The organism is Bradyrhizobium nitroreducens, assembly GCF_002776695.1.
GTDB lineage: Bacteria > Pseudomonadota > Alphaproteobacteria > Rhizobiales > Xanthobacteraceae > Bradyrhizobium > Bradyrhizobium nitroreducens.
The window spans coordinates 2,366,296-2,392,316 of sequence record NZ_LFJC01000003.1 but is presented as its reverse complement, the minus strand read 5'-3'; the positions used below and the strand labels follow the sequence as shown (position 1 = coordinate 2,392,316).

Below are 26,021 nucleotides of genomic sequence, written 5' to 3'. Positions count from 1 at the left end.
AACCGATCCTCCCCAAAATCGAGAGATTCCGCTAGGTTCGAGTCGATTTGGAGTCCGTCGAACTTCAGATTCGGGACACTAGTAGCGCTTGCCCGTGGCACCACCCGTCGCGGTATCGTCAGTCGTTCCCTTGTGCGCAGCGCTGCCCGTGGTGCCGACCGTGCCCTTGGTGCCTTTGGTCGACTTCATGCCCGTCTTATCGCCTGCTGCGCCCGACTGAGCATTCATCTCCTCATCGCCGCTGCTGCCTTGCATGGGTTTGCTCTGCACGGTGCCGCCTGATTTCGCGGTGGGAGGCGCGCTTTGTGCGAGGACGGGTGTCGCGATGAGAGCCGACACGGCGCATGCGATCATCGAGGTCTTCACCAACTTCATCCATTTCTCCTGGATTGTTTCGCGACGAATGGCTCGGCGGCACGCTACGCCGCTCGTCTGCACCGGACCATTTGCATCGCGTCGAAAATTCGAGCGGCGCGAACGCCATGCAATGCGCATCGTGTGGTGATCGTTTAGGGATTTGACGGCGATTTCGCGGAATTGTGCTCCGCATATAAGGCGGTGCGGAACAACACGCGCCGTGAACATCTCTGCACGCAGCGAAACAGCCCGCTACTACCACCGCCCATCTGACGCCGCCTAGAGTTTGCGCGCGTTGATGTGGATGGGCGGCTGTTAACGATGCGGGTGATCGTGCTGGGATTGTGCACCGCGACGGTGCTGATGGCGCGGGTTGCCGACGCGCAAATGGCTTTGCCGGCAGCAAAGCCGCCGGATGGTGCGACACTCTTCAAACAGCAATGCGCGGTTTGCCACACCACAAGCCTGTCGGAGCCGATGCGGCAGGGGCCGCCGCTGGTCAAGGTCGTGGGCCGGCCCGCTGGCAAGATAGACGGCTTTCGTTACTCGGACAGCCTGGCGAGGGCCGAGTTCGCCTGGGACGAAGCTCGGCTCGACGCCTGGCTGACCAATCCGCAAGCCGTCATTCCCGGCGTGGTCATGGCCTACCGGCAGGCCAAGCCCGAGACGCGCGCCGCCATCATCACCTACCTCAAGGAGCTGAATTGAATGGCAAAGCCCGTTCATTCCATGATCCGCGTGCTCGACGAGGCACGCTCGCTCGATTTCTACAAGCGTGCCTTCGGCCTCGAAGTCGCCGACCATCTGAAATTCGCGGACTTCGCCCTGATCTATCTGCGTCACCCCTCCTCACCTTTCGAGGTCGAGCTCACCGTGAATTTCGACCGCAAGGAGCCGTATGCGCTCGGCGACGGCTATGGCCATCTCGCCGTGGTGGTCGAGGATCTCGATGCCGAGCACGGCCGCTTCGAGCGCGAGAAGCTCGCACCGGGGCCCTTGCGCGACTTCAAGCACGAGGGCCGAACGCTGGCGCGCTTCTTCTTCGTCAGCGATCCCGACGGCTACAAGATCGAGGTGATCCAGCGGGGCGGACGTTTCAACTAGACCAAATCAAAAAATCCACGGAGGAATGCCATGAGAGAAGTCGATCGTCGAAGCAAGCACAGCCGCCGCGTCTTTCTCAAGGGCGCGGCCACCGCCGTGCCGGTTGTGGCTGTCGCGACCAGCGTCACTGTGAGCATCGAGGATGCCTGGGCCGATGACGCCACCGCGCTCTCGCCCGCAACGATGAAGACGCTGCTGAAGGTCGCGCGCGACATCTATCCGCACGACGTGCTCGGCGACAGCTATTACATCACCGCGATCAAGCCGTGGGACGGCAAGGCGGCCAAAGACCCCGCGGTCAAATCGCTGATCAGCGACGGCATCACGCGGCTCGATCAGAACGCGCGGGACCGCCACAAGGTGGCATACGCCGAAGTGCCCTGGGAAGCCGACCGCGTCGTGCTGCTGAAGGAGATCGAGCAAAACGACTTCTTCCAGAAGGTGCGCGGCGACCTCATCGTCTCGCTCTACAACCAGAAAGAGGTCTGGCCGCGGTTCGGCTACGAGGGCTCCTCGGCCGAGCACGGCGGCTACATCAACCGCGGCTTCGCCGATATCGACTGGCTGCCGAAGGCTTGAGATTCACCCCAACGGTTCAGGAGAACGCATATGGCAAAATTCGATCTGAACGATTCCAGCGTTGTGGTGATCGTCGGCTCCGGTGCCGGCGGCGGCACGCTGGGCAACGAGCTCGCGCAGAAGGGCGTCAAGGTGGTCATCCTCGAAGCAGGTCCCCGCATCGAGAACCACGACTTCGTCAACGACGAGTGGGAGAGCTTTTCGCAGCTCGCCTGGACCGATGCCCGCACCACATCGGGGACTTGGCGCGTCGCCAAGGATTTCTCGGGACTGCCTGCCTGGATCGTCAAGGCGGTCGGCGGCTCGACAACGCATTGGGCCGGCGCCTCGCTGCGCTTCGACGAGCACGAGTTCAAGGTCAAGAGCACCTACGGCAACATTCCCGGCGCCAACCTCCTGGACTGGCCGGTGACGCTTGCCGAGATGGAGCCGTGGTACGCCAAGGCCGAGGACAAGATGGGCGTGACCCGCACCAACGGCATTCCCGGACTTCCCGGCAACAACAATTTCAAGGTGCTGGAGGCCGGCGCAAAGAAGCTCGGCTACAAGACGGTGCACACCGGCAACATGGCAATCAACAGCCAGCCGCGCGACGGGCGCGGCTCCTGCCAGCAGATCGGATTCTGCTTCCAGGGCTGCAAATCCGGCGCGAAATGGTCGACGCTCTACACCGAGATCCCCAAAGGCGAGGCGACCGGCAATCTCGAAGTGCGGCCGGACAGCATGGCGGTCAAGATCGAGCATGATGCCGGCGGCAAGGTCACCGGCGTCGTCTATGCCGACGGGACCGGCGCCATGCAGCGCCAGAAGGCGCGCATCGTCGCGGTCGCCGGCAACTCGATCGAGAGCCCGCGGCTGCTGCTCAACAGCGCCTCGACCATGTTCCCCGACGGCCTCGGCAATTCATCGGGACAGGTCGGCCGCAACTACATGCGGCACATGACCGGCAGCGTCTACGCGGTGTTCGAGAAATCGGTGCACATGTATCGCGGCACCACCATGGCCGGCATCATCCGTGACGAGGCCGCCAACAATCCGAAGCGCGGCTTCGTCGGCGGCTACGAGATGGAGACGCTGTCGATCGGCCTGCCCTTCATGGCGGCATTCCTCGATCCCGGCGCTTGGGGCCGCTCGTTCACGTCAGCGCTCGACGGCTATCCCCGGATGGCCGGCATGTGGCTGGTCGGCGAGGACATGCCGCAGGAGACCAACCGCATCACGCTGGATCCCGTCGTGAAGGACAAGCACGGTCAGCCGGTCGCGAGCGTGCATTTCGACGATCATCCCAACGACCTTGCGATGCGCGCCCACGCCTACAAGCAGGGCGCGGCGGTCTACGACGCCGTCGGCGCCACCGTGACCTATCCGACCCCGCCCTATCCGAGCACGCACAATCTCGGCACCAACAGGATGAGCGAGAAGCCGCGGGATGGCGTCGTCAACAAGTTCGGGCAGAGCCACGACGTCAAGAACCTGTTCGTCTCCGACGGCAGCCAGTTCACCAGCGGCGCTGCCTGCAACCCGACCCTGACCATCGTCGCGCTGGCGATCCGGCAGGCGGACTACATTGCGGGGGCGATGCAGAAGAGGGAGATTTGACTGCGCGCCGTTCTCTCCCCGTCATTGCGAGCGAAGCGAAGCAGTCCAGAATCCCTTCGCGGAAAAACTCTGGATTGCTTCGTCGCAAGAGCTCCTCGCAATGACGGCGGAGGGAGTCTCGTAGCCCGGATGGAGCGCAGCGCAATCCGGGGCCGCTGTTGCTTGCGGCACGAATCCCGGATTTCGCTGCGCTCCATCCGGGCTACGCAACTTTGTCGGGACGACTACTCAGCCGCATCGAGGATGGGCGCCTTGAACTCCTGCACCGACGCCATCGTCTTCGAGCGATAGATCAGGCACGAGCACCGCAGCAGCGAGGCGAAATTGTTGACCTCGCCGTGGTGGTCGAGCACCTCGTTGTAGAGCGTGGTCAGGAACTTGCCGAGGCTCATGCTTTCCTTGGCGGCAATTTCCTCCAGCGTGTCCCAGAACGCCATTTCGAGCCGGATCGAGGTGCAATGGCCGTCGATCCGCAAGGAGCGGGTCTGGGATTCGTAATCGCGTTGGGGCTGGTGCGCGAAGAGATGGCACATGGCGTCCTCCCGTCCTGTTGCCGTTTTTTCACGATGCTACACCGCGGCCAGGCACCTCACAATCAGGACGGTATCCGAACCTCGCTCCATCCCGGCTGCGCGATTTTCTCGAACGCCCAATGTCTTCAATGTGATAGGTAGCCCTCTTCCCCAGGCGGCCAGACGGCTGTTGCCCAACACATGCTTTTGACGCAACACGGCCTAGAATAGCGCTGTCCGCGAATCCAGATCGAACGCCTCATGCCCGTCCGCCAGCTCCCAGAACAGGTCGTCAACCGCATCGCCGCCGGCGAGGTGGTCGAACGCCCGGCGAGCGTGGTCAAGGAGCTGGTCGAGAACGCCATCGATGCCGGCGCGAGCCGAATCGACGTCTTCACCGATGGCGGCGGGCGGCGGCGCATCGGCATCACCGACGACGGCAGCGGCATGACCGCGAAGGACCTCGCGCTCGCGGTGGAGCGCCATGCCACCTCCAAGCTCGACGACGAGGATCTGCTCCAGATCCGCACCCTCGGGTTCCGCGGCGAGGCACTGCCCTCGATCGGCTCGGTGGCACGCCTCTCCATCACCACCCGCCATGCCGGCGAGCCGCACGCCTGGGCGCTCAGCGTCGAGGGCGGCGAGAAATCCGAGATCATGCCGGCGGCGCTGGCGCATGGCACCCGCGTCGAGGTCAACGACCTCTTCTACGCAACGCCGGCGCGGCTGAAGTTCCTCAAGACCGACCGCACCGAGGCGGAAGCCATCCGCGAGGTGGTCCGGCGTCTCGCCATGGCGCGGCCCGACATCGCCTTCACACTGGCCGGCGAGGAGCGCGCGCCGGTGACCTGGGCCGCGGCGCTGCCCGGCGCCGCCGGACGGCTGACCCGGCTCGGCGACATCCTCGGCGCGGAATTCCGCAGCCACGCCATCGAGGTCCATGCCGAGCGCGAGGGCGTCGTCGTCGCCGGCTACGCTGCCGCGCCCGCGCTGACCAAGGCCAACGCGCTCGGGCAATATCTCTTCGTCAACGGCCGCCCGGTGCGCGACAAGCTGATCCTTGGCGCGGTGCGCGCGGCCTATTCCGACTATCTGCCGCGCGACCGCCATCCGGTGCTGGCGCTGTTCGTCGCGCTCGATCCGCGCGAGGTCGACGCCAACGTGCACCCGGCCAAGACCGAGGTGCGCTTCCGCAATGCCGGTCTCGTCCGCGCGCTGATCGTGCACGGATTGAAGGAAGCCCTCGCACGCGAGGGCCGCCGCACCGCCGCCAACAGCGGCGAGAGCGCATTGTCCGCGTTCCGGCCCGCGTTCACGCCGCAACGCCCGGCGAGCTGGGACTGGCGCGCCTCGCCAGCCGCCCCCGCTGCGCCGATGCCGTCATTCGAAGGCGCAGCCGCACCTGTATTCGCCGAGCGCGCGCAGGCCGCATTCGATGTCGGTGCGCCCAGCGCGGACGTGCGGATCGAGACGCAGCCCGCGAGTGATCTCGTCGATCGCCCGCTCGGCGCGGCGCGCACGCAGATCCACGAGACCTATATCGTCTCGCAGACCCGCGACGGCCTCATCATCGTCGATCAGCACGCCGCGCATGAGCGCATCGTCTACGAGCGGCTGAAGGCCTCGCTGGCCGAAAACGGCGTGCAGCGGCAGATCCTGTTGATCCCCGAAATCGTCGAGATGGACGAGGCGACGGTGGAACGCCTGCTGGAGCGCAGCGAGGAGCTGGCTTCGTTCGGCCTCGTCATCGAATCCTTCGGCCCCGGCGCGGTCGCGGTGCGCGAGACGCCGTCGCTGCTCGGCAAGACCAATGCCGGCGGCCTCTTGCGCGATCTCTCCGAGCACATGGCCGAGTGGGACGAGGCGCTGCCGCTCGAGCGCCGCCTGATGCACGTCGCGGCGACCATGGCCTGCCACGGCTCGGTGCGCGCCGGCCGCAGGCTGCGCCCTGAAGAGATGAACGCCCTGCTCCGCGAGATGGAGGAGACGCCGAATTCCGGCCAGTGCAATCACGGCCGGCCGACCTATGTCGAGCTGAAGCTGTCGGATGTGGAGAAGCTGTTCGGGCGGCGGTAGCGAATTCGTAGGGTGGGTTAGCGAAGCGTAACCCACCTCTTTTGTTTCCGCGGAAAAAGACAGCGGTGGGTTACGCCTTCGGCTAACCCACCCTACGCATCGATACGAAGCTACGGCTTCCTCAGAAACACGAACTCCGTGTCGTCATACGCCCGCCGCTCCAGCTCCTCAAAGCCCTCAGGCGTCACGAACTGCGCGGCCTTCGCCTCTTCCACCACCAGCAACGCGCCTGATGTCAGCCAGCCGCCATCGCGCAAGGACGCCAGCGCCTTCTCCGCAAAGCCCTTGCCGTAGGGCGGATCGAGGAACACGAGCGAGAACGGCTCGACGGGATGCGCGGGCCCGAGATCGGTCGCATCGCGGCGATAGACTTTCGTGACGCCGCCGAGGCCGAGCGACTCGACATTGTTGCGCAGCAGCGCGCGCGCTTCCGCGCCGTTGTCCACGAACAGCGTGAACTTCGCGCCGCGTGACGATGCCTCGATGCCGAGCGCGCCGGTGCCGGCGAAGAGATCGAGCACGCGCGCGTCCAGAATCGGATCGTCATAGGCGTGCACGAGGATGTTGAACACGGACTCGCGCAAGCGGTCCGCCGTAGGGCGGATGTCACGCGAGGACGGTGAGGCAAGATTGCGCCCCTTCAAGCGACCGCCGACGACGCGCAACCCTAGTCCTCCTTCGGCGTCAGGTCGCGCTTGCCGTGATAGCCGCGCTTGGGACGGCGCGGCGGGCCGTAGCCGCTCGCCTCTTCCTCGTTGCGTTCGCGCGCCTCCTCGCTGCCGGTGCGCTGCACCAGCACGCGGCGGCCCTTGCGGTCGTTGATCACGGCGCGCTTGCTGACGGGCTTTTTCTCGCTCGGCGCGTCGTCGACGCGCGCGGCCGACTTCGCGGGCACGTCGAACTGCGCCCCCGACTTCTCGATGATCTTCTCGCCGAGCTGATCGCGCAGCACGCGCGAACGGATTTCCTCGACCTGGCCTTCGGGGACCTCACCGAGCTGGAACGGGCCATAGGAGACGCGGATCAGCCGGTTCACCTCGAGGCCGAGATGGGCGCAGACGTTGCGCACCTCGCGGTTCTTGCCTTCGCGGATCGCGAACACCAGCCAGACATTGGCACCCTGATCGCGCTCCAGCGTCGCGTCGATCGGACCGTATTTGACGCCCTCGATCTCGATGCCACCCTTGAGCTCGTCGAGCTGCGCCTGCGTGACGTCGCCATGGGCGCGGACGCGGTAGCGGCGCAGCCAGCCGGTGTCGGGCAGCTCGAGCGTGCGCGCCAGCCCGCCATCATTGGTGAGCAGCAACAGGCCCTCGGTGTTGAAGTCGAGCCGGCCGACGCTGATCAGGCGCGGCAGCCCTTCGGGCAGATTGTCGAACACGGTCGGACGACCCTCGGGGTCGTCATGCGTCGTCATCAGCCCGCGCGGCTTGTGATAGAGGAACAGCCGCGTGCGCTCGCGCTCGGGCAACGGCTTGCCGTCGACCAGGACGACGTCGTTCTTGGTGATGTCGAGCGCCGGCGAATTGATGACACGGCCGTTGACGGTGACGCGGCCCTGCGTGACCATCTCCTCGGCGTCGCGGCGCGAGGCAAGGCCCGCCCGCGCCAGCACCTTGGCGATACGCTCGCCGGCCTTCTTCGGCTTCGGCGGCTCTTCCTCCCGGCGCGGACGGCGGTCGAAATCACGCTCGCGCTCGCGATAGGCGCCACGTCCGCCGAAGGCGGGGCGCTTCTCGAAAATCCTGCTCTGATCCTCGTTGTCGCGGCGCGGACGATCGCCGCTACGGCCCTCGCTGCGCGGATGCTCGTGCCAGTCGGAACGCCCCTCGGAGCGCTCGCGCGGGCGTTCGAATTTCGGGCGGTCACGGAACGGACGATCACCCGACGGCCGATCATCGCGCGCGCGCGAGAAGCGCGGACGATCCTCGCCGCCGCCTTCGCGCTTCTGCCACGGCTTGTCTGCGCCGCGGTCGCGGCCGCCAAAATCCTTGCGCGGGCCGCGATCCCCACGGTCGCGATCCGGTGCACCACGCGAAAATTTCCGCTCACCGTCGAACTTGCGCTCCGGGCGCTCGCCGCGCGGCGCACGATCACCGCGATCGAAATTCGGGCGGTCGCCACGCGGCTTGAAGCTGCGCTCGCCACGATCCTCGCGCGGCCCGCGATCCCGATCCGGTCCGCCACGCGAAAACTTGCGCTCGCCGTCGAACTTGCGCTCCGGACGGTCGCCGCGCGGCGCATAGGGCCGCTTCTCGCCGAACTTCCTCTCACCGCCGGACCGGCTGGCCGGCCGCGAGTCATCGCGATCCCTACGCGGCGGACGGTCGTCACGGCTGGAGGACGGGCGATCGCCACGCGGCTTGAACGGCCGCTTCTCGCCGTCGCGCGAGGAGCGATCGGAGAACGGACGGTCGCCACGCGGCTTGAAGCTGCGCTCGCCGCGACCTTCGCCACCACGCTCGTCGCGCTTGAAGCGCGGACGATCACTGAAATCGCGCCGCGGGGCATCGCCCTCTTCGCGGCGGCGGAACGGGCGGTTCTCGCGGTCGGCGCGAGGTGGACGGCTATCGCGATCGCCTCTCGCCTCGCTCTTGCCCTCGAAGCCGCGCTTGGCGAATTTCTTCTCGGGGCCGCGCGCCTTGCCGCTGCGGCCGCCTTTTGACGGTCCTCGGGCCGGGCCTCGCCGGCCGCGGGAATCGTTGTCTTTGTCGCTGTCGCGAGGCATGGATAATCTCACTCAGGGGATGGCCAAAAAGCATTGTGCGCGCTCATTCGGAGCCGCATGCTCAGGCAAGATCGGTAAGCACTTCTGCTGAAGGCGCAGCTACTAGCAGGTTTCTTCGGATGATACGAGGCTTGAAAGCCCCCTCTTTCATGGATTTGGCGCTCAAAACGGCCGAAAACGCCGGAAAATCGGGCGAAGTGCCGATCGGATGCGTCATCGTCCGCAATTACGAGGTCATCGCCACCGCCGCCAACCGGACGCTGACCGACCACGACCCCACCGGCCATGCCGAAATCGTGGCGCTGCGCGAGGCGGCCAGCAAGATCGGCAGCGAGCGCCTGATCGACTGCGACCTCTACGTGACGCTGGAGCCCTGCACCATGTGTGCGGGCGCGATCTCCTTTGCAAGGGTGAGGCGGCTCTATTACGGCGCCGCCGACCCCAAGGGCGGCGCGGTGGAATCAGGCGTGCGCTTCTTTGCCTCGCCGACCTGCCACCACGCGCCGGACGTGTATTCCGGCGTCGGCGAGAGCGAGGCGGCGCGGCTGCTGAAGGAGTTCTTTCGGGAGCGGCGGTAGCTCGTAGCCCGGATGGAGCGAAGCGCAATCCGGGGCGGTGTCGCGGCGTTGGCAAAACCCGGATTACGCTTCGCTTCATCCGGGCTACAAGAGTCTCACCCTGCGAAGAACTCGCGCAACGCCTTCGCGGTGACCTCCGGATTCTCCTCGGTGAGGAAGTGGCCGGACTCCACCGGCATGCCCTCGACGTTGGTCGCCCATTGCTTCCAGGTGTCGAGCGGCGTCGCCGCGGCCTGGGCGATGCCGGCATTGCCCCACAGCGCCAGCATCGGCACGGTGATCTTCTTGCCGGCTTCGAAATCGGCCTTGTCGACGTCGTAGTCGAAAGTGGCGCCGGCGCGGTAATCCTCGCACATCGCGTGGATGCGGGCGGGATCGCGGAACGGGGCGAGGTAGTGCTCGAGCGCGCGCGGATCGATGGCGTCCAGCGTCTTCGATTTGGTCTGGCTCGCCATCTTGAAGCGCAGGAAGAACTCGCCTTGCCCTGCGATCAGCGTCTCCGGCAGCGGCGCGGGCTGGGCCAGGAAGGTCCAGTGCCAGATCTTCAAGCTGTAGGCGCGGTTCATCCGCTCCCAGTAATTATAGGTCGGCAGGATATCGAGCACCGCGAGCTTCGACAGCCGGCCCGGATGGTCCAGCGCCAGCCGATACGAGACGCGGCCGCCGCGGTCATGGCCGGCCAGCGCGAAGTGCACGTGACCGAGCCGCTCCATCATCTCGACCATGGCCTTCGCCATCGCGCGCTTGCTGTAGGGGATGTGCAGCGCGTCGCTCTCGGGCATGTCGGACCAGCCATAGCCCGGCAGGTCGGCGATGATCAGCGTGAACTTGTCGGCCAGCTGCGGCGCCACGCGGTGCCACATCACGTTGGTCTCGGAGAAGCCGTGCAGGAGCAGGAGCGGCGGTCCGCTGCCGCCGACGCGGGCGAAGACGCGGCCGAACGAGGTATCGATCCATTCGGAGCGAAAGCCCGGATAGAGGTCGGCGAGATCGGACATCTTGTTGCATCCTTGAAGGGCAGTCGGGCCGGTCCCCGACATCTAATTTTGCGAAAACAACCCCATGCACAGTACCGGTATCATCATCGGGGTCACTAAGCCCAACGACTTACACCACATTCTGGCGAGCACATGTGGCGAACCGGTGACGATGACCGCGCCCGAGCCGGCTCCGGACGAGCCCCCGTCAGCCCCTGGCCTTCTCGGCCTCGACCGCCTGCCAGCCGATGTCGCGGCGGCAGAAGCCCTCGGGCCAGCGAATGCGGTCGACGGCCTGGTAGGCGCGGGCCTGCGCTTCCGTCACGGTCGCCCCGAGCGCGCAGACATTGAGCACGCGGCCGCCATTGGCGAGGATCGCGCCGTCCTTGGCCACCGTGCCGGCGTGGAAGATCTCGACGGTATCCACCTTCGCCGCGTCATCGAGCCCCTCGATGCGCGTCCCTTTCTGGTAGTCGCCGGGATAGCCCTTGGCCGCCATCACCACGGTGATCGCGGCTTCCTTGTGCCAGCGCAGATCGAAATTCTTCAGCTGGCCGTCGCAGGCGGCGAGCAGCGCCGGCACGATGTCGCTCATCATGCGCAGCATCAGCACCTGGCATTCGGGGTCGCCGAAGCGGACGTTGAACTCGAACAGTTTTGGCCCCTGCGTCGTCAGCATGATGCCGGCATAGAGGATGCCGCGGAACGGCGTGCCGCGCTGCTTCATGCCCGCGACCGTCGGCAGGATGATCTTGGCCATGATCGCGTCGTGGACGGCAGGCGTCACCAGCGGCGTCGGCGAATAGGCGCCCATGCCGCCGGTGTTCGGGCCGACGTCGTGGTCGAACACCCGCTTGTGGTCCTGCGCGGAGGCCAGCGGAATCGCGGTCTCGCCGTCGCACAGCGCGAAGAAGCTGATCTCGCGGCCGGGCAAGAATTCCTCGATCACGACCTCAGCGCCGGCCTCGCCGAAGGCGCCCTCGAACATCATGGCGATGGCATCCTCCGCCTCGCGCACAGTCTTGGCGACGACGACGCCCTTGCCGGCGGCAAGCCCGTCGGCCTTCACCACGATCGGCGCGCCCTGGCTCTGCACATAGGCGCGCGCGTCATTGGCGTTGGTGAAGCGCTTGTAGGCCCCGGTCGGAATGCCGAACTCGGTGCACAGCGCCTTGGTGAACCCCTTGGAGCTTTCGAGCTGGGCCGGGATCTTGTTCGGCCCGAACGCCTTGATGCCGGCGGCGGTGAGATCATCGACAATGCCGGCGGCCAGCGGCGTCTCCGGCCCGACCACCACCAGCTCGACCTTGTTCTGCTTGCAGAAGGCGATCACGGCCGCATGGTCGGCGACATCGAGCGCCACGCACTCGGCCTCCCTGGCGATCCCGGCATTCCCGGGCGCGCACCAGAATTTGGTCACCAGGGGCGAGGCTGCGATTTTCCATGCCAGGGCATGTTCACGGCCGCCGGAACCAAGCAGGAGAATGTGCATCGAGGGCTCGAATTGAGGGGTTTTGCTGGGGCGGAGGTCGCATGAATCGGGGTGGGGCTCAAGGGGGTAACTTCATTCCGGGCGCATCTACGCGGGTACAAGAGCGCGCAGACGGGTCACATGCTCGCCACACGAGCCCTCTTTGGTGTCGCCTCTGCTCTGCCGAACCAGAGCGGCACCTTCTCTCTGACGCGACCAATCCCCGTTGGGAAGCCGACTTATGCAACGACTCATACTTCTCCTTCTCTTCGCAGAGTTTGGTGTGAACCCTGCCTATGCGCAACAACAGCGGCCCGACCACTTGATGCCGGAGGACTCCCTTTTGACCGACGGCTCATCGAATGTCTTTTCGATGAGCATCAGAAGGTACAACGAGCTCATTACCGACTTCCTCGCTGACGGTTACGCCCGCGATGTCAGCCTGAGAGCCTTGGTTATCCCGGCATTTTCACCCGAAAATCTGGTCGGGCTGCGTCATGCCAACATCGAGGGAGGCGACGATCATCGCGTATTCTATCTGCGCCCGACCATCCCGCTTGGGGGCTACGCAGCACTGTATATTTGGTCTTCCGACGCGGTCTACTTCAACGATCCAAAAGACCGAACGGATGAGGTTGAGAGACTGAAATCACGCCTTCCGGCCGATCCAAAGGACGTTCCGTTAACTCGCTGCGAAAGACCGCTCGACGCGGCGGTGGCCGAGCAAGTCTCAGCCGCTTGGATCGGCGTTTTGCTTGAAACGCGGTACTTGCCTGCTGATAACACCATCGGCCGCGACGGCGTCACATACCACTTTTGGGCTGCCTCGCCCCCAAGCCATATTTCGCCGCCCCGTTTCCTCGCAGGCCAAAGCTGGTCGCCGCCCCGCGATTCCAAGCCGGGTCGGCTTGCCGAGCTTGCTGAAACGTTGGTGCGGTACTGCGACGGCAAGACCGAGGCGGCAGAGCTTGAACGGCAAGCCGGCGCACTCGCCCAGAAGCTTGATAAGTGACGTCAGCGAGGATCGCGTTAGCGATATGAGCTACAATGACAGTGCACTAAGCCCGTAGGATGGGTTGAGCCTTTGCGAAACCCATCGCACTTGGTTCGTGATAAGATAGCGTCATGACCGCGTACCGCCACAACTTCGTTCCGGGTCGGTGTTTCTTCTTCACCGTCCATCTGGCGGAGCGGAGGCAGTTACGGCGACAGTGCATTCAATTCGTCTGCCCTCTTGGGAGTTTAGTGTGCTGGACTGCACCGTCACCGTAATTCCCGCAATACCTCTCGATACAACTGGAGTACATCAAACGTAACGCGGACGAGGCACACGTTGCCATGCAGCAGCTATACGGCAACACGGAAACACAGATCGAACTCGCGAAGCACGCGGCGACGTGGGAATGGAAGCAAGCCGAGAGCGCGTCAGAGGTAGTGAGCGATCAAGCTTGAAGCAAGCTTCCACCAAGAGCCGACAAATCCGAAATAGACGCCCCAGATGGCCGCTTGCACGATCAAGCCGAAGGCCACTATGCCCAGCGTATCGATTAGCCAGACTGGCGCTCCCGTGAGCGCGGAGGCGACCGACCTTTCTGCAAGCTTGGCTGCGATATCTAGGCCAGGAGCCCCAGTTGCTTTCAATGGGAAAGCAACCGTTTTCGCAACAACTGCAATGTCGCCTTTTGAGGCAGGCTCCGAATCAGGCCGTGGGCCTACAGCCGCGCTGAAGCCAGGTCGCTCCCAAGGGTACATGAAAGTCATTATCCACCTCTGCCAGGCAGATAACGCTAGCGCTCGGCTATGGTTCCGCATCACCCTGAATAGCGTACGATAGGCGGTATGAAGATAGTGCCGCCCTCACCCCAGTGAGGCTGCGTCTACCGTCTTCGCGGCCCCCCTCACACAACGGGACAGGACGCAATAATCGGCATTACGGTAACAGTGCTGGACTGCACCCCTGAAGTGAGACACGATAATTACAGTGACAGTGCGGTTGCCACGGTACGTTATCGTGCTTTGTTTTGCGCGAACGCGGTTTCGAACTCAAGAGGCGATTGGTATCCGAGCGCCGAGTGCAGGCGCTCCTTGTTGTAGACCTCCGCGATGAAGCTGTTGATGCGGCGGCGGGCGTCGTCGAGATCGACGAAGGTCTTCCCGTTGATCTCCTCGGCCTTGAGCGTCTTCATGAAGCTCTCGGCCTTCGCGTTGTCGAAGGGGTTGCCGGGTCTGCTCATGCTCAACGTGATATCCCGATCGGCAAGCCGCTGGCGATAGGCGATCGATGCGTATTGCACGCCGCGATCGGAATGGTGGATCAGGCTGCCACGCGCTGGCCGTCTCGCGGCAATGGCCTTCTCCAAGGCGCTGATCGCAAGCGAGGTGTCGAGCGTGTCGTCGAAGGCCCAGCCCACAGCCTTGCGCGAGAATGCGTCGAGGATGACGGCGAGATAGGCGAAGGTCCTGGCGAGATGGACGTAGGTGATGTCCGCCACCCAGATCTGGTCGGGCGCAGACGGCACCAGGCCACGAACCAGATTGGGGACGACGAGAAAGCCCGATGGCCGCTCCGAGGGCGGCTTCAGGAATGGTGTCTTGCGCTGCGCGAGCAGATTGTCTTCGCGCATAAGTCTTTGAACCTTCTTGGCATTCACGACCATGCCCTGACGCCTGAGGGCCGCCGTCACCCGCCGATAGCCGTAGAACACGTGCTTGAGGCAGATGCGCTGGATCACGTCGCGCAGTTCGCAATCTGCTGCCTTGGGATCGTGTCTGGCGAGGTGCCGGTAATAGGTCGCGCGCGGCAAGCCCGCGAGGCGGCACAGGCGTTGGACATCGGCATAGGAATCGGTCGTCTCCATCGTCATGGCTTTGACGACTTCGACGATGCGGGTACGGGTTTGCCTTGCGCGGCCGGCCGCTCCAATGCGCGCAAGGCTTGCCGAAAAAAATCGAGATCCATCTGCTGGCGGCCCACCAGCCGCTCGAGTTCGGCGATGCGGGCTTTGGCGAGCGCGAGGGCGGAGCGCTTGTCGTCGTACGTCGGTAGTGGCTTGAGCTTGCGGGGGCCAGGCTTGGGTCCGGGCTTCCGGTTCAAACCATCCGGCCCTTCGGCGTTCCAGGCCTTGATCCAGTCATGGAGAATCTTGCGGGAGATTCCAAGCTCGCGGGCTACAGGGAGGACGCCTTCGCCTCGCTCAACACGCTTGATCGCCTTCAATTTGTAAGCCGTCGGAAACTGACGCTTCTTTCCTCGTCCTGCCACAGGTCATCCTCGAAATGCCTGTCACTGTAATTATCGTGTCTCACTTCAGGGGTGCAGTCCAGTGCACTAAATTTAAGAAGCATCAGCCGCGATAACCGAGAGCCGGGGGAGGAAGGCGATGGGTTTCGCAAGGGCTCAACCCATCCTACGAGCTGAGACTTCAGCCCGCCATGCATCAAGCCAGCCAACCGTCAGTTTATTGATGATCTGGCATGCATCCGATAGCGGAATGTGGGATAGGGTAGCTTCGTCAAGCCGGCTTGCATGCCTGATGCCTTCGGAGATCACCCGGCAAGTGTTCGCGGCAAACCTGAAATCTCTCAATTCCTGACCCGTAACGAAATTGAACTGCTCGAGTTCGGCTTGTCCGCCGACGTTATCTCTGATCGCTTCATAAATGAGGTACAAAGAGGCCCACGTCGTGGGGAGGGTCCATGTCTCCATCACGAAATCGATGACTGAGTTTTCCGAGCCCAATTCAAAGACATCGTGCGCGAAGGGCGATTGCCCCTGTTCGCCTAGACCGGTCTTGTTCTTGTACGGTTTGCCCGGACCGTACAGGTTGAACGAATTCGGCTTATCCCTAGGGTAATCGCAGCTGAACAACGTGACCGGCGTAAACTCAGGGTCGAGCAGGCGACCTATCGCGTTGATCCGGTTAATTACCGGCATGGCAAGCTCGTACATACTGCGCCCATTAAAGGGGTATTCCAACGTAAAGCGGTTGCTGGTGAGATCGACATGGGCTTCATGGCCGAACATGTTGAAGTGCTCTCGGTCCTCGGGCTTCCGCATATCGAGTCGAACGATCGCCGGATCCTTTGCGTGGATGCAGGTGGCATCGCTATTCGTGCCGTCGAATATCTTTGACAGTCCCCACAGGTCCCAAGGATTGCCTTGGAGGCTGGCCTTGAATGTCACGGTCATCTCTAAACCTGCCTGACGCATTCAATCTGTGCGCATAATAGGGCGTGGCTAAGAAGAAGTCTCCTGAAGAGAGCAATGCCGTGAGGCGCAGCCTTTGTCTACCGTCCTTGCTGCCCTCTCTCCGCAAGGAAAGAGGGAGCGTAAAAATCAGAGGCGTAGAACTACCCCTGCTTCCCCGCGATAATCTCCTGCAACGTCGCGACATGCCGCGCGAACGCCCCGCGCCCCGCCGCGGTCGCCGTCACCGTCGTCTGCGGCTTCTTGCCGACGAAGGCCTTCTCCACCGACACATAGCCAGCCTTGGCCAAGGTCTCGATATGCGCGCCGAGATTGCCATCGGTCGCCCCGGTAAGCTTCTTCAGCCGCGCGAATTCCAGGCCGGCCGTCGCAGGCAGCGCATTCAATGCCGCCATGATCTTGAGCCGCAGCGGCTGGTGGATGATGTCGTCGAGCTCGGCCATCAGATCCGCCGCATCCAGACGCCGCCGAGGATCAGGCCGCCGCCGTTGACGAAGGCCATCCAGAGCGGGAACGCCTCGCCGATGTAGAAGAAGCCGAACAACGTCAGCGCGGCGATGCCGAGGCCGATCGCCAGGAAGGCATGACCGAACCAGAGGCCGGCCATCGTATAGAACAGCATGAAGTAGAGCGGCCAGAACGTGCCCAGCTGGCGCGGGCCGAAATGGCCGATCACGTCAGTGCAGAGATAGCCGAAGGCGAAGAACAGCGCGAGCACCAGGAGCATCCTGATGCTGGCCGCGGAACCGTTGGCGTGTTGCGGCGGATTCAGCACGCGGATCGCGACCAGACCGCCGACGCCCAAGACATCCGCGGCAACCCAGGCGTAGCCCGCGTAGACCGGCCAGAGCCAGGTCACGAGATTGGCCGCGAACACGATCACGCCCCACCACACCGCAGCCAGGCTCGCCAGCTCGTAGAGCTGCGATTGCTTCAGGCGCTGGACGATGTCGTCGATATCGGCCAGCGCGGCGGAGGCCTCCTTGCTGTCGATCATGTCATCCCTTTCTGTCTCGGAGCCATCGCGGACTCGCGGCGATACCCGAGCGCACGCCTCGTCCTTCGAGACGACCGCTTCGCGGTCTCCTCAGGATGAGGCTCGGCGACAGGTTCGCCGTTTGATGAGGCTCAGCTGCACCGGTCCCCGTTAAAGCGAGCGCCGCAAACTCCGCCCTCATCCTGAGGGCCCGCCGCAGGCGGGCGTCTCGAAGGATGGCCGTGGGGAAGCCGCGCTCATCTCCGATGGCCTTGCCGTCAATGGGGCGCATCATGACTGCCCGCCCCCGCGCGTTGCGACGTCCTCGGCGATCACGGAGATCGCCTTCGGATTGGTGACGATGCCCATGTGGTTGATGCCGTCGATGATCTTGACGTCGACCGACGGCTTCACCGCCTGCACGGCTTCCGCGTATTTGTCCGAGATCATCATCTCGTCGTCTGCGCCTGCGAAGATCGTGATCGGACGCGTCGTTGCCGGCAGATCGACCCGATAGCCGTGCGTGGTAAAGTTGCGCATCAGGCGATCGGAATAGGTCGAGGTGAGGTACTTCGCCGAGCTCGCCGGCACCGCGAAGGCGAGCACCGGAAGCTGCGCGCAGCAGTCGATGCCGAACCTGCGCAGCGCCGTGAGGCCGAAGAAGCGTGGGAGGTCGACACTGACCCAGCCGCCGTTGCCCGGCCGGTTGGTCGGTGCATCCCAGCCGAGATAGGGCGCGAGCAGCACGGTGCGCACGAACATGTCCTGCATGATCGCCGTTGCGGCAACGCGCAGCGAGAAGCCGGCGCCGGCGGAATGGCCGATCAGGGTGAGCGGCAGGTCGGGCGCGGTCTGACGCAGATGGGCGACGAAATCGACGAGGTCGTCCTCGAGCTGGCCGACATAGCCGATATCGCCGCGCGTGCCGGAGCCGCCATGGCCGCGGATGTCGAGCGCCCAGGTCTCCACCCCGCGTGCGGCGATGGCATGGGTCAGCGCATGGTTGACGGTGCCGCTGGAGCCGGAGGAGCCGTGGATGAAGACCGCCCCGCCACCCGTCGCCGGGCCGATCGGTGCGTAATGGCGATAGCCGATCCAGGTGCCATCGCGGGCCTGGAAGCGCTCGAGCGGCGGCAGCGTCGACCAGTCGATCCCCTTGGTGGAATCCGACACCGAGCGCATCTCGGGCGGCCGCTGCAGCGGGGTTGCGATCATGATGGTCAGGATCAGCGCCGCGGCGCCGACCGCACACAGGGCCCATTTCACGCCGTTCAAAGCGCCTCGCAGCAACCGGATCGCCATGGCTCGCCTCCTCAAGGCATCAATCAATAGAGAACTCTATATTACAGAGTACTCTTGAGATCAATCCCCGGATTGGCGCTGCCAGGCGAAAATCCTTAACGTCGGGTCTGACCCCAAAACCCCGAATCGTTTGCCGATGCCGCCTGCGGAACAACTGAACAACGCGTACGAATTCACCGTCTCCGAGCTCTCGCAGTCCCTGAAGCGGACGGTGGAGGACACCTTTGGCCATGTCCGGGTCCGCGGCGAGATCTCCGGCTTCCGGGGCGCGCACTCATCCGGCCATTGTTACTTCGCGCTGAAGGACGAGAGCGCCAAGATCGAGGCGGTGATCTGGAAGGGCGTGCACGGCCGCATGCGCTTCAAGCCCCAGGAGGGGCTCGAGGTGATCGCGACCGGCAAGCTGACGACCTATCCGGGCTCCTCGAAATACCAGATCGTGATCGAGGCGCTGGAGCCGGCCGGCATCGGCGCGCTGATGGCGCTGATGGAGGAGCGCAAGAAGAAGCTCGCCGCCGAAGGCCTGTTCGACGAGGCGCGCAAGCAGCTGCTGCCCTGGCTGCCCGAGGTGATCGGCGTCGTGACCTCGCCGACCGGCGCCGTGATCCGCGACATCCTGCATCGCCTCGAGGACCGCTTCCCCCGCCGCGTGCTGGTGTGGCCGGTGAAGGTGCAGGGCGAAGGCTCGGCCGAGCAGGTCGCGGCTGCGATCCGCGGCTTCAACGCGCTGCCCGAGGGCGGCAAGATTCCGCGGCCCGACGTTCTGATCGTCGCGCGCGGCGGCGGCTCGCTGGAGGATCTCTGGTCGTTCAACGAGGAGATCGTGGTGCGCGCGGCGGCCGAGAGCATGATCCCGCTGATCTCGGCGGTGGGGCACGAGACCGACATCACGCTGATCGACTTCGTCGCCGACAAGCGCGCGCCGACGCCGACGGCGGCGGCGGAGATGGCGGTCCCGGTGCGCAGCGACTTGTTCGTCGAGGTCGCCGATCTCGGCCGGCGCACCCGCGCCTATTGGCAGCGCGCCCAGGAGAGCCGCCGCAGCGAGCTGCGCGCCGCCGCGCGCGCGCTGCCGGCCGCCGGCGATCTGCTCGCCATTCCCCGGCAACGGCTGGATTCGGCAGGCAGCGCCCTGCCCCGCTGCCTCAAGGCCAACACGCACGCGCATTTCCGCAGGTTCACCGCGGCGAGCTCGAAGCTGACGCTGCGGGTGCTGCACGGGCAGATCTCGCAGGCCGACCACCGTCTCACCGTGTGCGGCGAGCGGCTCGGCCTCTCCGCGCGCTCGCTGCTGCGGCAGCGGCGCGACCGCTTTGCCGGGCTGGAAGTTCGCCTGCGCGCCTCAAAACTCTCCAACGCGCAGGCGCAGCGCAACGCCATTGCCCGCCAGCGCGAGCGCACGCATCGGCTCGCCGAGCGCGCCGGCCGCGCGCTGGCGACGCTGCTGCAGCGGCTGGACGCGCGCGTCGAAGCCAGCGGCAAGCTGCTCTCGGCACTGTCCTATCGCGGCGTGCTCGCGCGCGGCTTTGCGCTGGTGCGCGACGAGGCGGGGCATCCCGTGCATGCGGCCGACAGCGTCGGGCCGGGCGCGCGGCTCGAGATCGAGTTCGCGGATGGACGTGTCGCGGCGACCGCTGACGCGGACCGGCCGGCGCCGACCGCCAAGCGCGCGCCGGTGCAAGCCAAGCCGGCAGCGGCGGACACCAAGCCGGCACCCAAGCGCGTAGCCAAGCCGGTGGATCAGGGCAGCCTGTTCTGAGGCGCGAGGGCGGCACTATCAGACCCGTCATCCTGAGGTGCGAACCATGCGATGCGAACGCATCGCGTGGTGAGCCTCGAAGGATGCACGGCCGAGATGCAGCCGGGCCGTCGCCCTTCGAGGCTCGCCGAAGAGGCGAGCACCTCAGGGTGACGGGATTGGCAAAGGGAGCCCCCTACCTACAGGACAATCCCGCGTCGATCGTGGTCCAGAAGCCGCAATGCTCCGGCGCGCGCTGTGGAGCGCCGGCGTGGGCCTCGTACAGGAAGATCGCGACGGTGAAGACGGCGATTGCGGAGAACAGGGTGATGCGGTTGCGCATGAGCATTGCGTTTAATCGACATCATGGTCGAACTAAGGCGCCGTCGCGCGTTGAAACCGGCGGCGCGCGCGATCCGTCAATGCACGGTCGGCCGCACTCCGTGCAGGGCGGTGGTCGATGCGGGGCTGCTCGCCTCACGTTGTTCCCCTGGCGGCCCCGCTCGAGAATCCGTAGCCCGGATGGAGCGCAGCGTAATCCGGGGATCGTGCCACACGTTGCACCGTCCCGGATTGCGCGGAGCCTGTCATCGGGCGGCGCGTTGCGCCGACCCGTTGGCTCCATCCGGGCTACGGCACTTCCATTAGCGCGCCAGCCACTGCACCACCTCTTTCTGCGACTCCGCGCGGGCCTGCGCATCCGTGCCGAGATGGCCGCGCTCGGGCGCGGCGGCATCGCCAGTGCCGGCCGCTGCGTGCAGCGGCGTGTTGGCGCGGTCGAAATCGTGATAGGCGCCGGGATAGACCACGATGCGCGCGAGCGCGCTGCGGCCGTGCGCGCCCTCGACCATCTGGCGGCACGCCGGCGGCGACGAGACGTCGTCATCGGCGCCGATCAGCACCAGCGTCGGCACCCGCGTGCTCCAGCCGAGGCCGGCGGAAATCCGGCAATCCGGATAGAACGCGATCGCCGCGCGGAAATCGGGCCCGAGATCGCGCGCCACGCTTTGCGGACGCACCGCCCAGAGCAGCGCGCTGGCGCCGTTGGCCCAGCCCATCAGGCTGACGCGGTCGCGCGCCACCCAGTTCTGCTTCATCAGCCAGCTCTTCGTCGCCGCGATGTCGGCGACGCGCTCGCGCCGCGCCTTGACGTGCATCTCCTTGACGCGGCATTGCGGCCCGAGCTCGCGCGAGCCGTAGCTGTCGGGCCACAGCACGGCATTGCCAGCCTTGAGCAGGCGCTCGGCCCAGTCGCGATAACGCGGCAGCACGGCGTCGGAATGGCTGCTGAGCCCGCCGCAGCCATGCAGCGCGATCACGGTCGGAAACGGGCCTGCGCCCTCGGGCTTGTAGAGCTGCGCATGGAGGACGCCCGATGCCAGCGGAATCTCGACTGCTTGCGGCGCCGGCGCGGCGGGCGCCGCCGACATCAACAGCGTCAGGAACAGGGCGGTGGTTAACGGAAGGCGCATCGGACTCTGCCGCAAGATCCTTCGGCCGAGGCTTATCACGCGGGAACGGAGGCAAAACATCACAAACCGGTGGGTTTAACGGGCGGACAAGCCTGCCTATCTATGCTAAATCCCGTCCAACACATCGTGCCCTCCCGGCGTTTGCCTGAAGCGGCCTTCCACGGAGACTTTCGACCGTGCTGAACAAGTTCGGCCCCTCGGGCCATGGCGAAGCGCAGGTGCAATATCTCGACGGCGATTTCCGCGTGATCTCGCCGGGAACGTTCGTGCGCTGCGCGATCACCGACGTGCGGATCCCGCTCGACGAGCTGAAGTACTGGAGCGTGGATCTGCAGGAAGCCTACGCCACGCCCGCTGCCGTCCTGCAGCGACATTTCCCGAACGCGCCGAAGCCGCAAGCCTGAGCTTTCCGCTCCCGTAACTCTCGTAGGCTGGGCAAAGCGAAGCGTGCCCACGTTGATCGTCTCGATCGCGAAGAGACCGTGGGCACGGCGCTTTGCGCCTTTGCCCACGCTGCGAGACCGAGCTCGCGGCGCCGTTGTGCTATTGCTGCTCGGTCGCATCGCCGCCCACGCAGGTCTTGATAAAGCTCTTCCTGCTCTCGCCGACGATCTTCTGATCGATCGCCTGCTTCAGGCAGTCGAGCCGCGCCTGCGCCAGGCAGAGCTGCAGCTGATCGCGCTTGTCCTGCCCCTTCAGGCTCGCCGTCGTGGCAAGGCACGTCACGCGCTTGGTCGCGGGAACCGGCACCGTGGCAGTCGGACTTGCGGATGGCGTCGTTTGCGCCAACACCGGCGCAACAATCAGGCACACAAGGCTGGCGGCGACGGCGGCGGACGTCGATTTCATCGTAGTCTCCAGGATCGTTCGAGATGGATAGGGGTCTTGCGATGAATGCCGCCTGAATGCGAGGTGCTGTAGGGCGGGCAAAGCGGAGCGTGCCCACCACCTGTCTCCGAACGCAACAGATCGTGGGCACGGCGCAAGGGCGCCTTTGACCACCCTACGAGATCCGGGGCCAGCGGTGAGATCAGCGCCTGGAAAACCGCCGCTCGCGCGCCTTGTAGAGATGATCGCTGATCAGCTGCCGCAGCTTGGCGGGATCGTCGAATTCGAGCTGGACGGCGAACGGCACGATGCCGTCTGGCACGCCCTCGTTGCCGCGCAGGCGCGCGAGGTCCTTCTCCGTCGTCACCAGCGTGAGCTGCTCGCGCGCGGCGTCGGCCGCGAGGGCGGCGATCTCCTCGCGCGAGAACATGTGGTGGTCGGCAAAGCGCCGCGTGCGCGCGACGTCGATGCCGCCAGCACGAAGCGTGCGGAAGAACCGTTCGGGATCGCCGATGCCGGCGAAGGCGAGAACGCGCTTGCCGAACAACTGCGCGAGCGAGGCCGCGTCCGGTTTCAGGCGCGCGCGCAGCTCCGGCTTGTCGCGCTTGGCAAGCTCCGCCGCGACCTCGTTGGCGGCGCGGCCGTCGCCGATCAGCACCAGCGCGTCGGTGCGCGAGAGCTGGGCGTTCAACGGCGCGCGCAGGGGGCCTGCGGGAAACACCGCGCCGTTGCCGAGGCCGCGCTCGCTGTCGATCACGATCAACGAGGCATCCTTCAAAAGGCGCGGGTTCTGGAAACCGTCGTCCATCAGGATCACGGTGGCGCCTCGCGACTTCGCCAGCGCGACGCCGTCGAGGCGGTCGCGCGCCACCGCAACCGGGACGTCGCGCGCCATCATCAAGGGCTCGTCGCCGACATCGGCGGCCTTGTGCCGTTCGCGGTCGACCATGACGGGGCCCTTGAGGCGACCGCCATAGCCGCGGCTGAGCACCACCGGCGTCTCGCCGAGCTCGCGCAGCAATTTCGTCAGCGCCAATACGGTCGGGGTCTTGCCGGCGCCGCCGACGTGGTAATTGCCGACGCAGATCACGGGAATGCCGGCATCCGTGCCCTTGCGCAGCATGCGCCGCTCCGCGATGGCGCCGTAGAGGGCTCCGAGCGGCCATAACGCATAGGATGGAAGCGAACGTGGCCGGTACCAGAAGGCCGGCTCACGCATTGGCGGCCCCCATCTCGATTCGCAATTGCAGCAGATAGGGCTCGAGCGCCGTCATGGTGCGCTCCAGCGCGCCGCCGAGCTGGTCGACCACGCCCAGGCCTGCGCGCTGCATCTTCTCGCGCATGACAGGGTCGGCCAGCAACTGGCCGAGCTGCTTGACCAGCGCCTCCTGCGTGTCGGCCTGCCTCGCACCGCCGCTCGCATCGAGCGCCTCATAGACGTCGGCGAAGTTGAAGACGTGCGGACCATGCACGATCGCAGCCCCGAGCTTGATCGCCTCGATCGGATTCTGGCCGCCGTGACGGATCAGCGATCCGCCCATGAACACGATCGGCGAGAGGCGGTAGAACAGGCCGAGCTCGCCCATGGTGTCGGCGACATAGACATCGGTGGTCGCGGTCGGCAGCTCCTCGCGCGAGCGCAACGCCGGCGTGAGGCCGGAGGCCGTGATCAGACCGGCGATCGAGGAGCCGCGATCGGGATGCCGCGGCACGATCACGGTGAGGAGCTGCGGGAAGAAACCGACGAGGCTGCGATGCGCCGCGACCAGCATCTCGTCCTCGCCCGGATGGGTCGAGGCCGCGACGATGATCGGTCGCCCGCGCGTCATCGCCATCAGCCGTTCGAGCTTGGCGGGATCGGCCGGCGGCGCCGCCACGTCGAGCTTGAGATTGCCCGTGGTGACGACGTCGCGGCCGCCGAGCGTGGCGAAACGCTCCGCATCGGTCTTCGACTGCGCCAGGCAGATGTCGAACCGCGACAGCAGCGCCGAGATGGTGCCGTGCATGCGCCGCCAGCGCGGGAACGACCGCGGCGACATCCGCCCGTTGATCAGCACCATGGGCACGCGGCGCGCTGCACCGGCGAGGATCAGGTTCGGCCACAGATCGGATTCGATGAACAGCGCCAGCGACGGCTTCCAATGGTCGAGGAAGCGCGCGACATAGCGCGGCGAATCATACGGCACGTATTGATGGATGACGTCGGGCGGAAAGCGCTTCGCCACCACCGCGGCCGAGGTGACGGTGCCGGAGGTGAGCAGGATACGCAGATTGAGATCGCGCAGACGCTCGATCAGCGCCGCCGCGGCCAGCACCTCGCCGACGCTGGCGCCGTGGATCCAGACCAGCGGGCCGTGCGGCCGCACGTCGCGGGACAGCCCCCGCCGCTCGCCGACGCGTGCGGGATCTTCCTTGCCCTGCCTCAGCCGGCGCTTGATCAGCGCAGGTGCGAGCGGCACCAGACCCGAGGCCAGACGCCGGTACATCCGCAGCGTGATCGGCAGCGCGATGGGCAGTGATTTAGGCATCTTGCGGACCCGGGCGGCCGAGCTGCGCGTAGGCGCGGCGGGTCGCCTCGTTCAACGTCTCTTCCAGCTCCAGCCGCAGCGCCTCCATCGTGGCGGCGTCGGCATCCGCGGGAACGTGGATTTCCTTGATGCCGACCAGCGCGCCCCGGCCGAACGGCAGGTTGATGGTGGTGCGGTCCCAGTTCTTCAGCCGGATGAAGCGGCTGGTCGCCATCGCAAAAGGCATGATCGGCCGCCCCGATTCCCGTGCCAGCATGATGATGCCGAGCCCGGCCACGCGTGCGCGCTTGGGGACATCGGCGGTCAGCGCGACATTACAGCCGTCCTGGAGCGTCCGCACCATTTCCTTGAAGGCGCCGACGCCACCCTTGCGGTGGAAGGCGCTGCCGTGATCGCCGGAACCGCGGATCAGGCCGATGCCGAGCCGCTCCACCGCGATGGCGTTGAACTCGCCGTCGCGGTGACGGGAGATCAGGACCTTGGCCCGGTAGGAGGCCTTGTTCTTGATGAAGGGGGTGAGGAAATGCTGGCCGTGCCAGAAGGCGAAGATCGCGGGGATCTGCGGCTCGACGATGTCGTAGACGTCGGGCGGATCGAACGTGAATTTGTTGGTCCGCCAGACCAGACGCAGATATTCGGCCGCCAGAACCCCGACGGCACGCTGAAACCAGCTGCTTCGCAGCGTATTGCGAAGCAGTTTTTTCAACGCGCCGGTTCTTGATTGGGGTCGAGCAGCCGGTGGAGATGGACGATGAAATAGCGCATCTGCGCGTTGTCGACCGTCGACTGCGCCTTGGCCCGCCAGGCGGCATGGGCGGCCGCATAGTTCGGATAGAGGCCGACGATTTCGACGTCGTCGAGATTCTTGAAGGTGTTGCCCTTGAGATCGACGAGCTCGCCGCCGATGACGAGGTGAAGCAGTTGTTGCGGGGCACTATCTGGCATGACTTCTGTTCCTAACGGTCTGCCCGGCAAAGCAGTGTTCGAGA

Annotated in this window: 28 protein-coding genes; 9 read left to right on the top strand and 19 right to left on the bottom strand. The window is 65.4% G+C overall.

Translation table 11 applies throughout. The features are described 5' to 3' along the window. Positions 1-78: 78 nt before the first annotated feature. Positions 79-375 carry a hypothetical protein gene (locus TSA1_RS11820; protein WP_100176512.1) on the bottom strand — a complete coding sequence of 99 codons (297 nt, stop codon included), beginning with the start codon at positions 373-375 and terminating at the stop codon, positions 79-81. A 303-nt stretch (positions 376-678) separates the two neighbouring features. Between TSA1_RS11820 and TSA1_RS11815 the strand changes: the two genes are divergently transcribed. Genes TSA1_RS11815 through TSA1_RS11800 form a run of 4 tightly spaced genes read left to right on the top strand, consistent with a single transcriptional unit; the run spans position 679 to position 3,639 of the window. Beyond that, positions 679-1,065, top strand: coding sequence for a c-type cytochrome (locus TSA1_RS11815; RefSeq protein WP_100176511.1), 387 nt, complete (start codon positions 679-681; stop codon positions 1,063-1,065). Further along, positions 1,066-1,461, top strand: a complete 396-nt coding sequence (locus tag TSA1_RS11810) for a VOC family protein (protein WP_100176510.1) — start codon at positions 1,066-1,068, stop codon at positions 1,459-1,461. A 30-nt stretch (positions 1,462-1,491) separates the two neighbouring features. Continuing rightward, complete coding sequence (locus tag TSA1_RS11805; RefSeq protein ID WP_100176509.1) at positions 1,492-2,040, top strand: Twin-arginine translocation pathway signal; 549 nt, start codon at positions 1,492-1,494, stop codon at positions 2,038-2,040. Positions 2,041-2,070: 30 nt separating this feature from the next. Continuing rightward, positions 2,071-3,639, top strand: coding sequence for a GMC family oxidoreductase (locus TSA1_RS11800; protein ID WP_100176508.1), 1,569 nt, complete (start codon positions 2,071-2,073; stop codon positions 3,637-3,639). A 224-nt stretch (positions 3,640-3,863) separates the two neighbouring features. On the opposite strand, the gene TSA1_RS11790 is transcribed toward TSA1_RS11800, so the two are convergent. Continuing rightward, a complete protein-coding gene (locus TSA1_RS11790) occupies positions 3,864-4,172 on the bottom strand; it encodes a ribbon-helix-helix domain-containing protein (protein ID WP_100176506.1) in 309 nt (102 codons plus the stop codon). Positions 4,173-4,412: 240 nt separating this feature from the next. On the opposite strand from TSA1_RS11790, the gene mutL reads away from it, so the two are divergent. Then, complete coding sequence (gene mutL / locus TSA1_RS11785; RefSeq protein WP_100176505.1) at positions 4,413-6,227, top strand: DNA mismatch repair endonuclease MutL; 1,815 nt, start codon at positions 4,413-4,415, stop codon at positions 6,225-6,227. Positions 6,228-6,337: 110 nt separating this feature from the next. On the opposite strand, the gene rsmD is transcribed toward mutL, so the two are convergent. Continuing rightward, positions 6,338-6,892: a 16S rRNA (guanine(966)-N(2))-methyltransferase RsmD gene (gene rsmD, locus TSA1_RS11780; RefSeq protein ID WP_100176504.1), complete on the bottom strand. Its 555-nt coding sequence runs from the start codon at positions 6,890-6,892 to the stop codon at positions 6,338-6,340. A 2-nt stretch (positions 6,893-6,894) separates the two neighbouring features. Further along, positions 6,895-8,955, bottom strand: coding sequence for a pseudouridine synthase (locus TSA1_RS11775; RefSeq protein ID WP_174718862.1), 2,061 nt, complete (start codon positions 8,953-8,955; stop codon positions 6,895-6,897). 119 nt (positions 8,956-9,074) lie between these two features. Here TSA1_RS11775 and TSA1_RS11770 point away from each other — a divergent pair, with 119 nt between their 5' ends. Beyond that, the gene (locus TSA1_RS11770) at positions 9,075-9,533 is read left to right on the top strand and encodes a nucleoside deaminase (protein ID WP_100176502.1); all 459 of its coding nucleotides are present in this window, start codon (positions 9,075-9,077) and stop codon (positions 9,531-9,533) included. 95 nt (positions 9,534-9,628) lie between these two features. Here the strand turns inward: TSA1_RS11770 and TSA1_RS11765 are convergent, their stop codons facing one another. Next, positions 9,629-10,531 carry an alpha/beta fold hydrolase gene (locus tag TSA1_RS11765; RefSeq protein ID WP_100181087.1) on the bottom strand — a complete coding sequence of 301 codons (903 nt, stop codon included), beginning with the start codon at positions 10,529-10,531 and terminating at the stop codon, positions 9,629-9,631. A 187-nt stretch (positions 10,532-10,718) separates the two neighbouring features. Continuing rightward, on the bottom strand, positions 10,719-12,002 hold the full coding sequence (gene purD, locus TSA1_RS11760; protein ID WP_100176501.1) for a phosphoribosylamine--glycine ligase: 1,284 nt from the start codon (positions 12,000-12,002) through the stop codon (positions 10,719-10,721). A 220-nt stretch (positions 12,003-12,222) separates the two neighbouring features. Between purD and TSA1_RS11755 the strand changes: the two genes are divergently transcribed. Beyond that, positions 12,223-12,993: a hypothetical protein gene (locus TSA1_RS11755; RefSeq protein ID WP_100176500.1), complete on the top strand. Its 771-nt coding sequence runs from the start codon at positions 12,223-12,225 to the stop codon at positions 12,991-12,993. 994 nt (positions 12,994-13,987) lie between these two features. On the opposite strand, the gene TSA1_RS11745 is transcribed toward TSA1_RS11755, so the two are convergent. From TSA1_RS11745 to TSA1_RS11715, 6 genes are all read right to left on the bottom strand, one after another. Next, entirely contained in the window at positions 13,988-14,845 is an 858-nt protein-coding gene (locus TSA1_RS11745; protein WP_100176498.1) for an IS3 family transposase, read from the bottom strand. Then, positions 14,842-15,243: a helix-turn-helix domain-containing protein gene (locus TSA1_RS11740; protein WP_100176497.1), complete on the bottom strand. Its 402-nt coding sequence runs from the start codon at positions 15,241-15,243 to the stop codon at positions 14,842-14,844. Before TSA1_RS11740 ends, TSA1_RS11745 begins: the two co-directional genes overlap by 4 nt. 135 nt (positions 15,244-15,378) lie before the next feature. After that, positions 15,379-16,170 carry a hypothetical protein gene (locus tag TSA1_RS11735; RefSeq protein ID WP_100176496.1) on the bottom strand — a complete coding sequence of 264 codons (792 nt, stop codon included), beginning with the start codon at positions 16,168-16,170 and terminating at the stop codon, positions 15,379-15,381. A gap of 161 nt (positions 16,171-16,331) precedes the next feature. Beyond that, positions 16,332-16,631: a winged helix-turn-helix domain-containing protein gene (locus TSA1_RS11730; protein WP_100176495.1), complete on the bottom strand. Its 300-nt coding sequence runs from the start codon at positions 16,629-16,631 to the stop codon at positions 16,332-16,334. Next, a complete protein-coding gene (locus tag TSA1_RS11725) occupies positions 16,631-17,185 on the bottom strand; it encodes a hypothetical protein (protein WP_100176494.1) in 555 nt (184 codons plus the stop codon). Before TSA1_RS11725 ends, TSA1_RS11730 begins: the two co-directional genes overlap by 1 nt. A gap of 270 nt (positions 17,186-17,455) precedes the next feature. Further along, complete coding sequence (locus TSA1_RS11715) at positions 17,456-18,466, bottom strand: alpha/beta hydrolase (RefSeq protein ID WP_100176492.1); 1,011 nt, start codon at positions 18,464-18,466, stop codon at positions 17,456-17,458. A 136-nt stretch (positions 18,467-18,602) separates the two neighbouring features. Here TSA1_RS11715 and xseA point away from each other — a divergent pair, with 136 nt between their 5' ends. Beyond that, complete coding sequence (gene xseA / locus TSA1_RS11710; RefSeq protein WP_100176491.1) at positions 18,603-20,225, top strand: exodeoxyribonuclease VII large subunit; 1,623 nt, start codon at positions 18,603-18,605, stop codon at positions 20,223-20,225. A gap of 175 nt (positions 20,226-20,400) precedes the next feature. Here the strand turns inward: xseA and TSA1_RS38815 are convergent, their stop codons facing one another. Together TSA1_RS38815 and TSA1_RS11700 are read right to left on the bottom strand one after the other, a co-directional pair. After that, complete coding sequence (locus tag TSA1_RS38815; protein ID WP_142250197.1) at positions 20,401-20,553, bottom strand: hypothetical protein; 153 nt, start codon at positions 20,551-20,553, stop codon at positions 20,401-20,403. 295 nt (positions 20,554-20,848) lie between these two features. Next, the gene (locus tag TSA1_RS11700; protein WP_100176490.1) at positions 20,849-21,676 is read right to left on the bottom strand and encodes a dienelactone hydrolase family protein; all 828 of its coding nucleotides are present in this window, start codon (positions 21,674-21,676) and stop codon (positions 20,849-20,851) included. A gap of 176 nt (positions 21,677-21,852) precedes the next feature. Here TSA1_RS11700 and TSA1_RS11695 point away from each other — a divergent pair, with 176 nt between their 5' ends. Then, positions 21,853-22,080 carry a DUF2093 domain-containing protein gene (locus TSA1_RS11695; protein WP_100176489.1) on the top strand — a complete coding sequence of 76 codons (228 nt, stop codon included), beginning with the start codon at positions 21,853-21,855 and terminating at the stop codon, positions 22,078-22,080. 139 nt (positions 22,081-22,219) lie between these two features. Here the strand turns inward: TSA1_RS11695 and TSA1_RS11690 are convergent, their stop codons facing one another. The 5 genes from TSA1_RS11690 to TSA1_RS11670 form a co-directional block, all read right to left on the bottom strand. Next, entirely contained in the window at positions 22,220-22,525 is a 306-nt protein-coding gene (locus TSA1_RS11690; protein WP_100176488.1) for a hypothetical protein, read from the bottom strand. Between the two features lie 181 nt (positions 22,526-22,706). Next, the gene (gene lpxK, locus TSA1_RS11685) at positions 22,707-23,723 is read right to left on the bottom strand and encodes a tetraacyldisaccharide 4'-kinase (protein WP_100176487.1); all 1,017 of its coding nucleotides are present in this window, start codon (positions 23,721-23,723) and stop codon (positions 22,707-22,709) included. Then, positions 23,716-25,032, bottom strand: coding sequence for a 3-deoxy-D-manno-octulosonic acid transferase (locus tag TSA1_RS11680; RefSeq protein ID WP_100176486.1), 1,317 nt, complete (start codon positions 25,030-25,032; stop codon positions 23,716-23,718). Before TSA1_RS11680 ends, lpxK begins: the two co-directional genes overlap by 8 nt. Next, on the bottom strand, positions 25,025-25,738 hold the full coding sequence (locus TSA1_RS11675; protein ID WP_100176485.1) for a lysophospholipid acyltransferase family protein: 714 nt from the start codon (positions 25,736-25,738) through the stop codon (positions 25,025-25,027). Before TSA1_RS11675 ends, TSA1_RS11680 begins: the two co-directional genes overlap by 8 nt. Continuing rightward, positions 25,735-25,977, bottom strand: a complete 243-nt coding sequence (locus TSA1_RS11670) for a DUF4170 domain-containing protein (protein ID WP_025033794.1) — start codon at positions 25,975-25,977, stop codon at positions 25,735-25,737. The genes TSA1_RS11675 and TSA1_RS11670 overlap by 4 nt, the downstream gene beginning before the upstream one ends. Between the last annotated feature and the right edge of the window lie 44 nt (positions 25,978-26,021).

Excerpts from the sequence above, each read along its gene's own strand:
- TSA1_RS11765 (WP_100181087.1), bottom strand. The coding sequence starts at position 10,531 with ATGTCCGATCTCGCCGACCTCTATCCGGGCTTTCGCTCCGAATGGATC.
- purD (WP_100176501.1), bottom strand. The coding sequence starts at position 12,002 with ATGCACATTCTCCTGCTTGGTTCCGGCGGCCGTGAACATGCCCTGGCA.
- TSA1_RS11820 (WP_100176512.1), bottom strand. The coding sequence starts at position 375 with ATGAAGTTGGTGAAGACCTCGATGATCGCATGCGCCGTGTCGGCTCTC.
- TSA1_RS11670 (WP_025033794.1), bottom strand. The coding sequence starts at position 25,977 with ATGCCAGATAGTGCCCCGCAACAACTGCTTCACCTCGTCATCGGCGGC.
- TSA1_RS11680 (WP_100176486.1), bottom strand. The coding sequence starts at position 25,032 with ATGCCTAAATCACTGCCCATCGCGCTGCCGATCACGCTGCGGATGTAC.
- TSA1_RS11810 (WP_100176510.1), top strand. The coding sequence starts at position 1,066 with ATGGCAAAGCCCGTTCATTCCATGATCCGCGTGCTCGACGAGGCACGC.
- TSA1_RS11730 (WP_100176495.1), bottom strand. The coding sequence starts at position 16,631 with ATGGCCGAGCTCGACGACATCATCCACCAGCCGCTGCGGCTCAAGATC.
- TSA1_RS11790 (WP_100176506.1), bottom strand. The coding sequence starts at position 4,172 with ATGTGCCATCTCTTCGCGCACCAGCCCCAACGCGATTACGAATCCCAG.
- TSA1_RS11715 (WP_100176492.1), bottom strand. The coding sequence starts at position 18,466 with ATGGCGATCCGGTTGCTGCGAGGCGCTTTGAACGGCGTGAAATGGGCC.
- TSA1_RS11815 (WP_100176511.1), top strand. The coding sequence starts at position 679 with ATGCGGGTGATCGTGCTGGGATTGTGCACCGCGACGGTGCTGATGGCG.
- TSA1_RS11805 (WP_100176509.1), top strand. The coding sequence starts at position 1,492 with ATGAGAGAAGTCGATCGTCGAAGCAAGCACAGCCGCCGCGTCTTTCTC.
- TSA1_RS11725 (WP_100176494.1), bottom strand. The coding sequence starts at position 17,185 with ATGATCGACAGCAAGGAGGCCTCCGCCGCGCTGGCCGATATCGACGAC.
- TSA1_RS11700 (WP_100176490.1), bottom strand. The coding sequence starts at position 21,676 with ATGCGCCTTCCGTTAACCACCGCCCTGTTCCTGACGCTGTTGATGTCG.
- TSA1_RS11755 (WP_100176500.1), top strand. The coding sequence starts at position 12,223 with ATGCAACGACTCATACTTCTCCTTCTCTTCGCAGAGTTTGGTGTGAAC.
- mutL (WP_100176505.1), top strand. The coding sequence starts at position 4,413 with ATGCCCGTCCGCCAGCTCCCAGAACAGGTCGTCAACCGCATCGCCGCC.
- TSA1_RS11745 (WP_100176498.1), bottom strand. The coding sequence starts at position 14,845 with ATGACGATGGAGACGACCGATTCCTATGCCGATGTCCAACGCCTGTGC.
- TSA1_RS11735 (WP_100176496.1), bottom strand. The coding sequence starts at position 16,170 with ATGACCGTGACATTCAAGGCCAGCCTCCAAGGCAATCCTTGGGACCTG.
- xseA (WP_100176491.1), top strand. The coding sequence starts at position 18,603 with ATGCCGCCTGCGGAACAACTGAACAACGCGTACGAATTCACCGTCTCC.
- TSA1_RS11690 (WP_100176488.1), bottom strand. The coding sequence starts at position 22,525 with ATGAAATCGACGTCCGCCGCCGTCGCCGCCAGCCTTGTGTGCCTGATT.
- TSA1_RS11800 (WP_100176508.1), top strand. The coding sequence starts at position 2,071 with ATGGCAAAATTCGATCTGAACGATTCCAGCGTTGTGGTGATCGTCGGC.
- TSA1_RS11770 (WP_100176502.1), top strand. The coding sequence starts at position 9,075 with ATGATACGAGGCTTGAAAGCCCCCTCTTTCATGGATTTGGCGCTCAAA.
- TSA1_RS38815 (WP_142250197.1), bottom strand. The coding sequence starts at position 20,553 with ATGCTCATGCGCAACCGCATCACCCTGTTCTCCGCAATCGCCGTCTTC.
- lpxK (WP_100176487.1), bottom strand. The coding sequence starts at position 23,723 with ATGCGTGAGCCGGCCTTCTGGTACCGGCCACGTTCGCTTCCATCCTAT.
- TSA1_RS11775 (WP_174718862.1), bottom strand. The coding sequence starts at position 8,955 with ATGCCTCGCGACAGCGACAAAGACAACGATTCCCGCGGCCGGCGAGGC.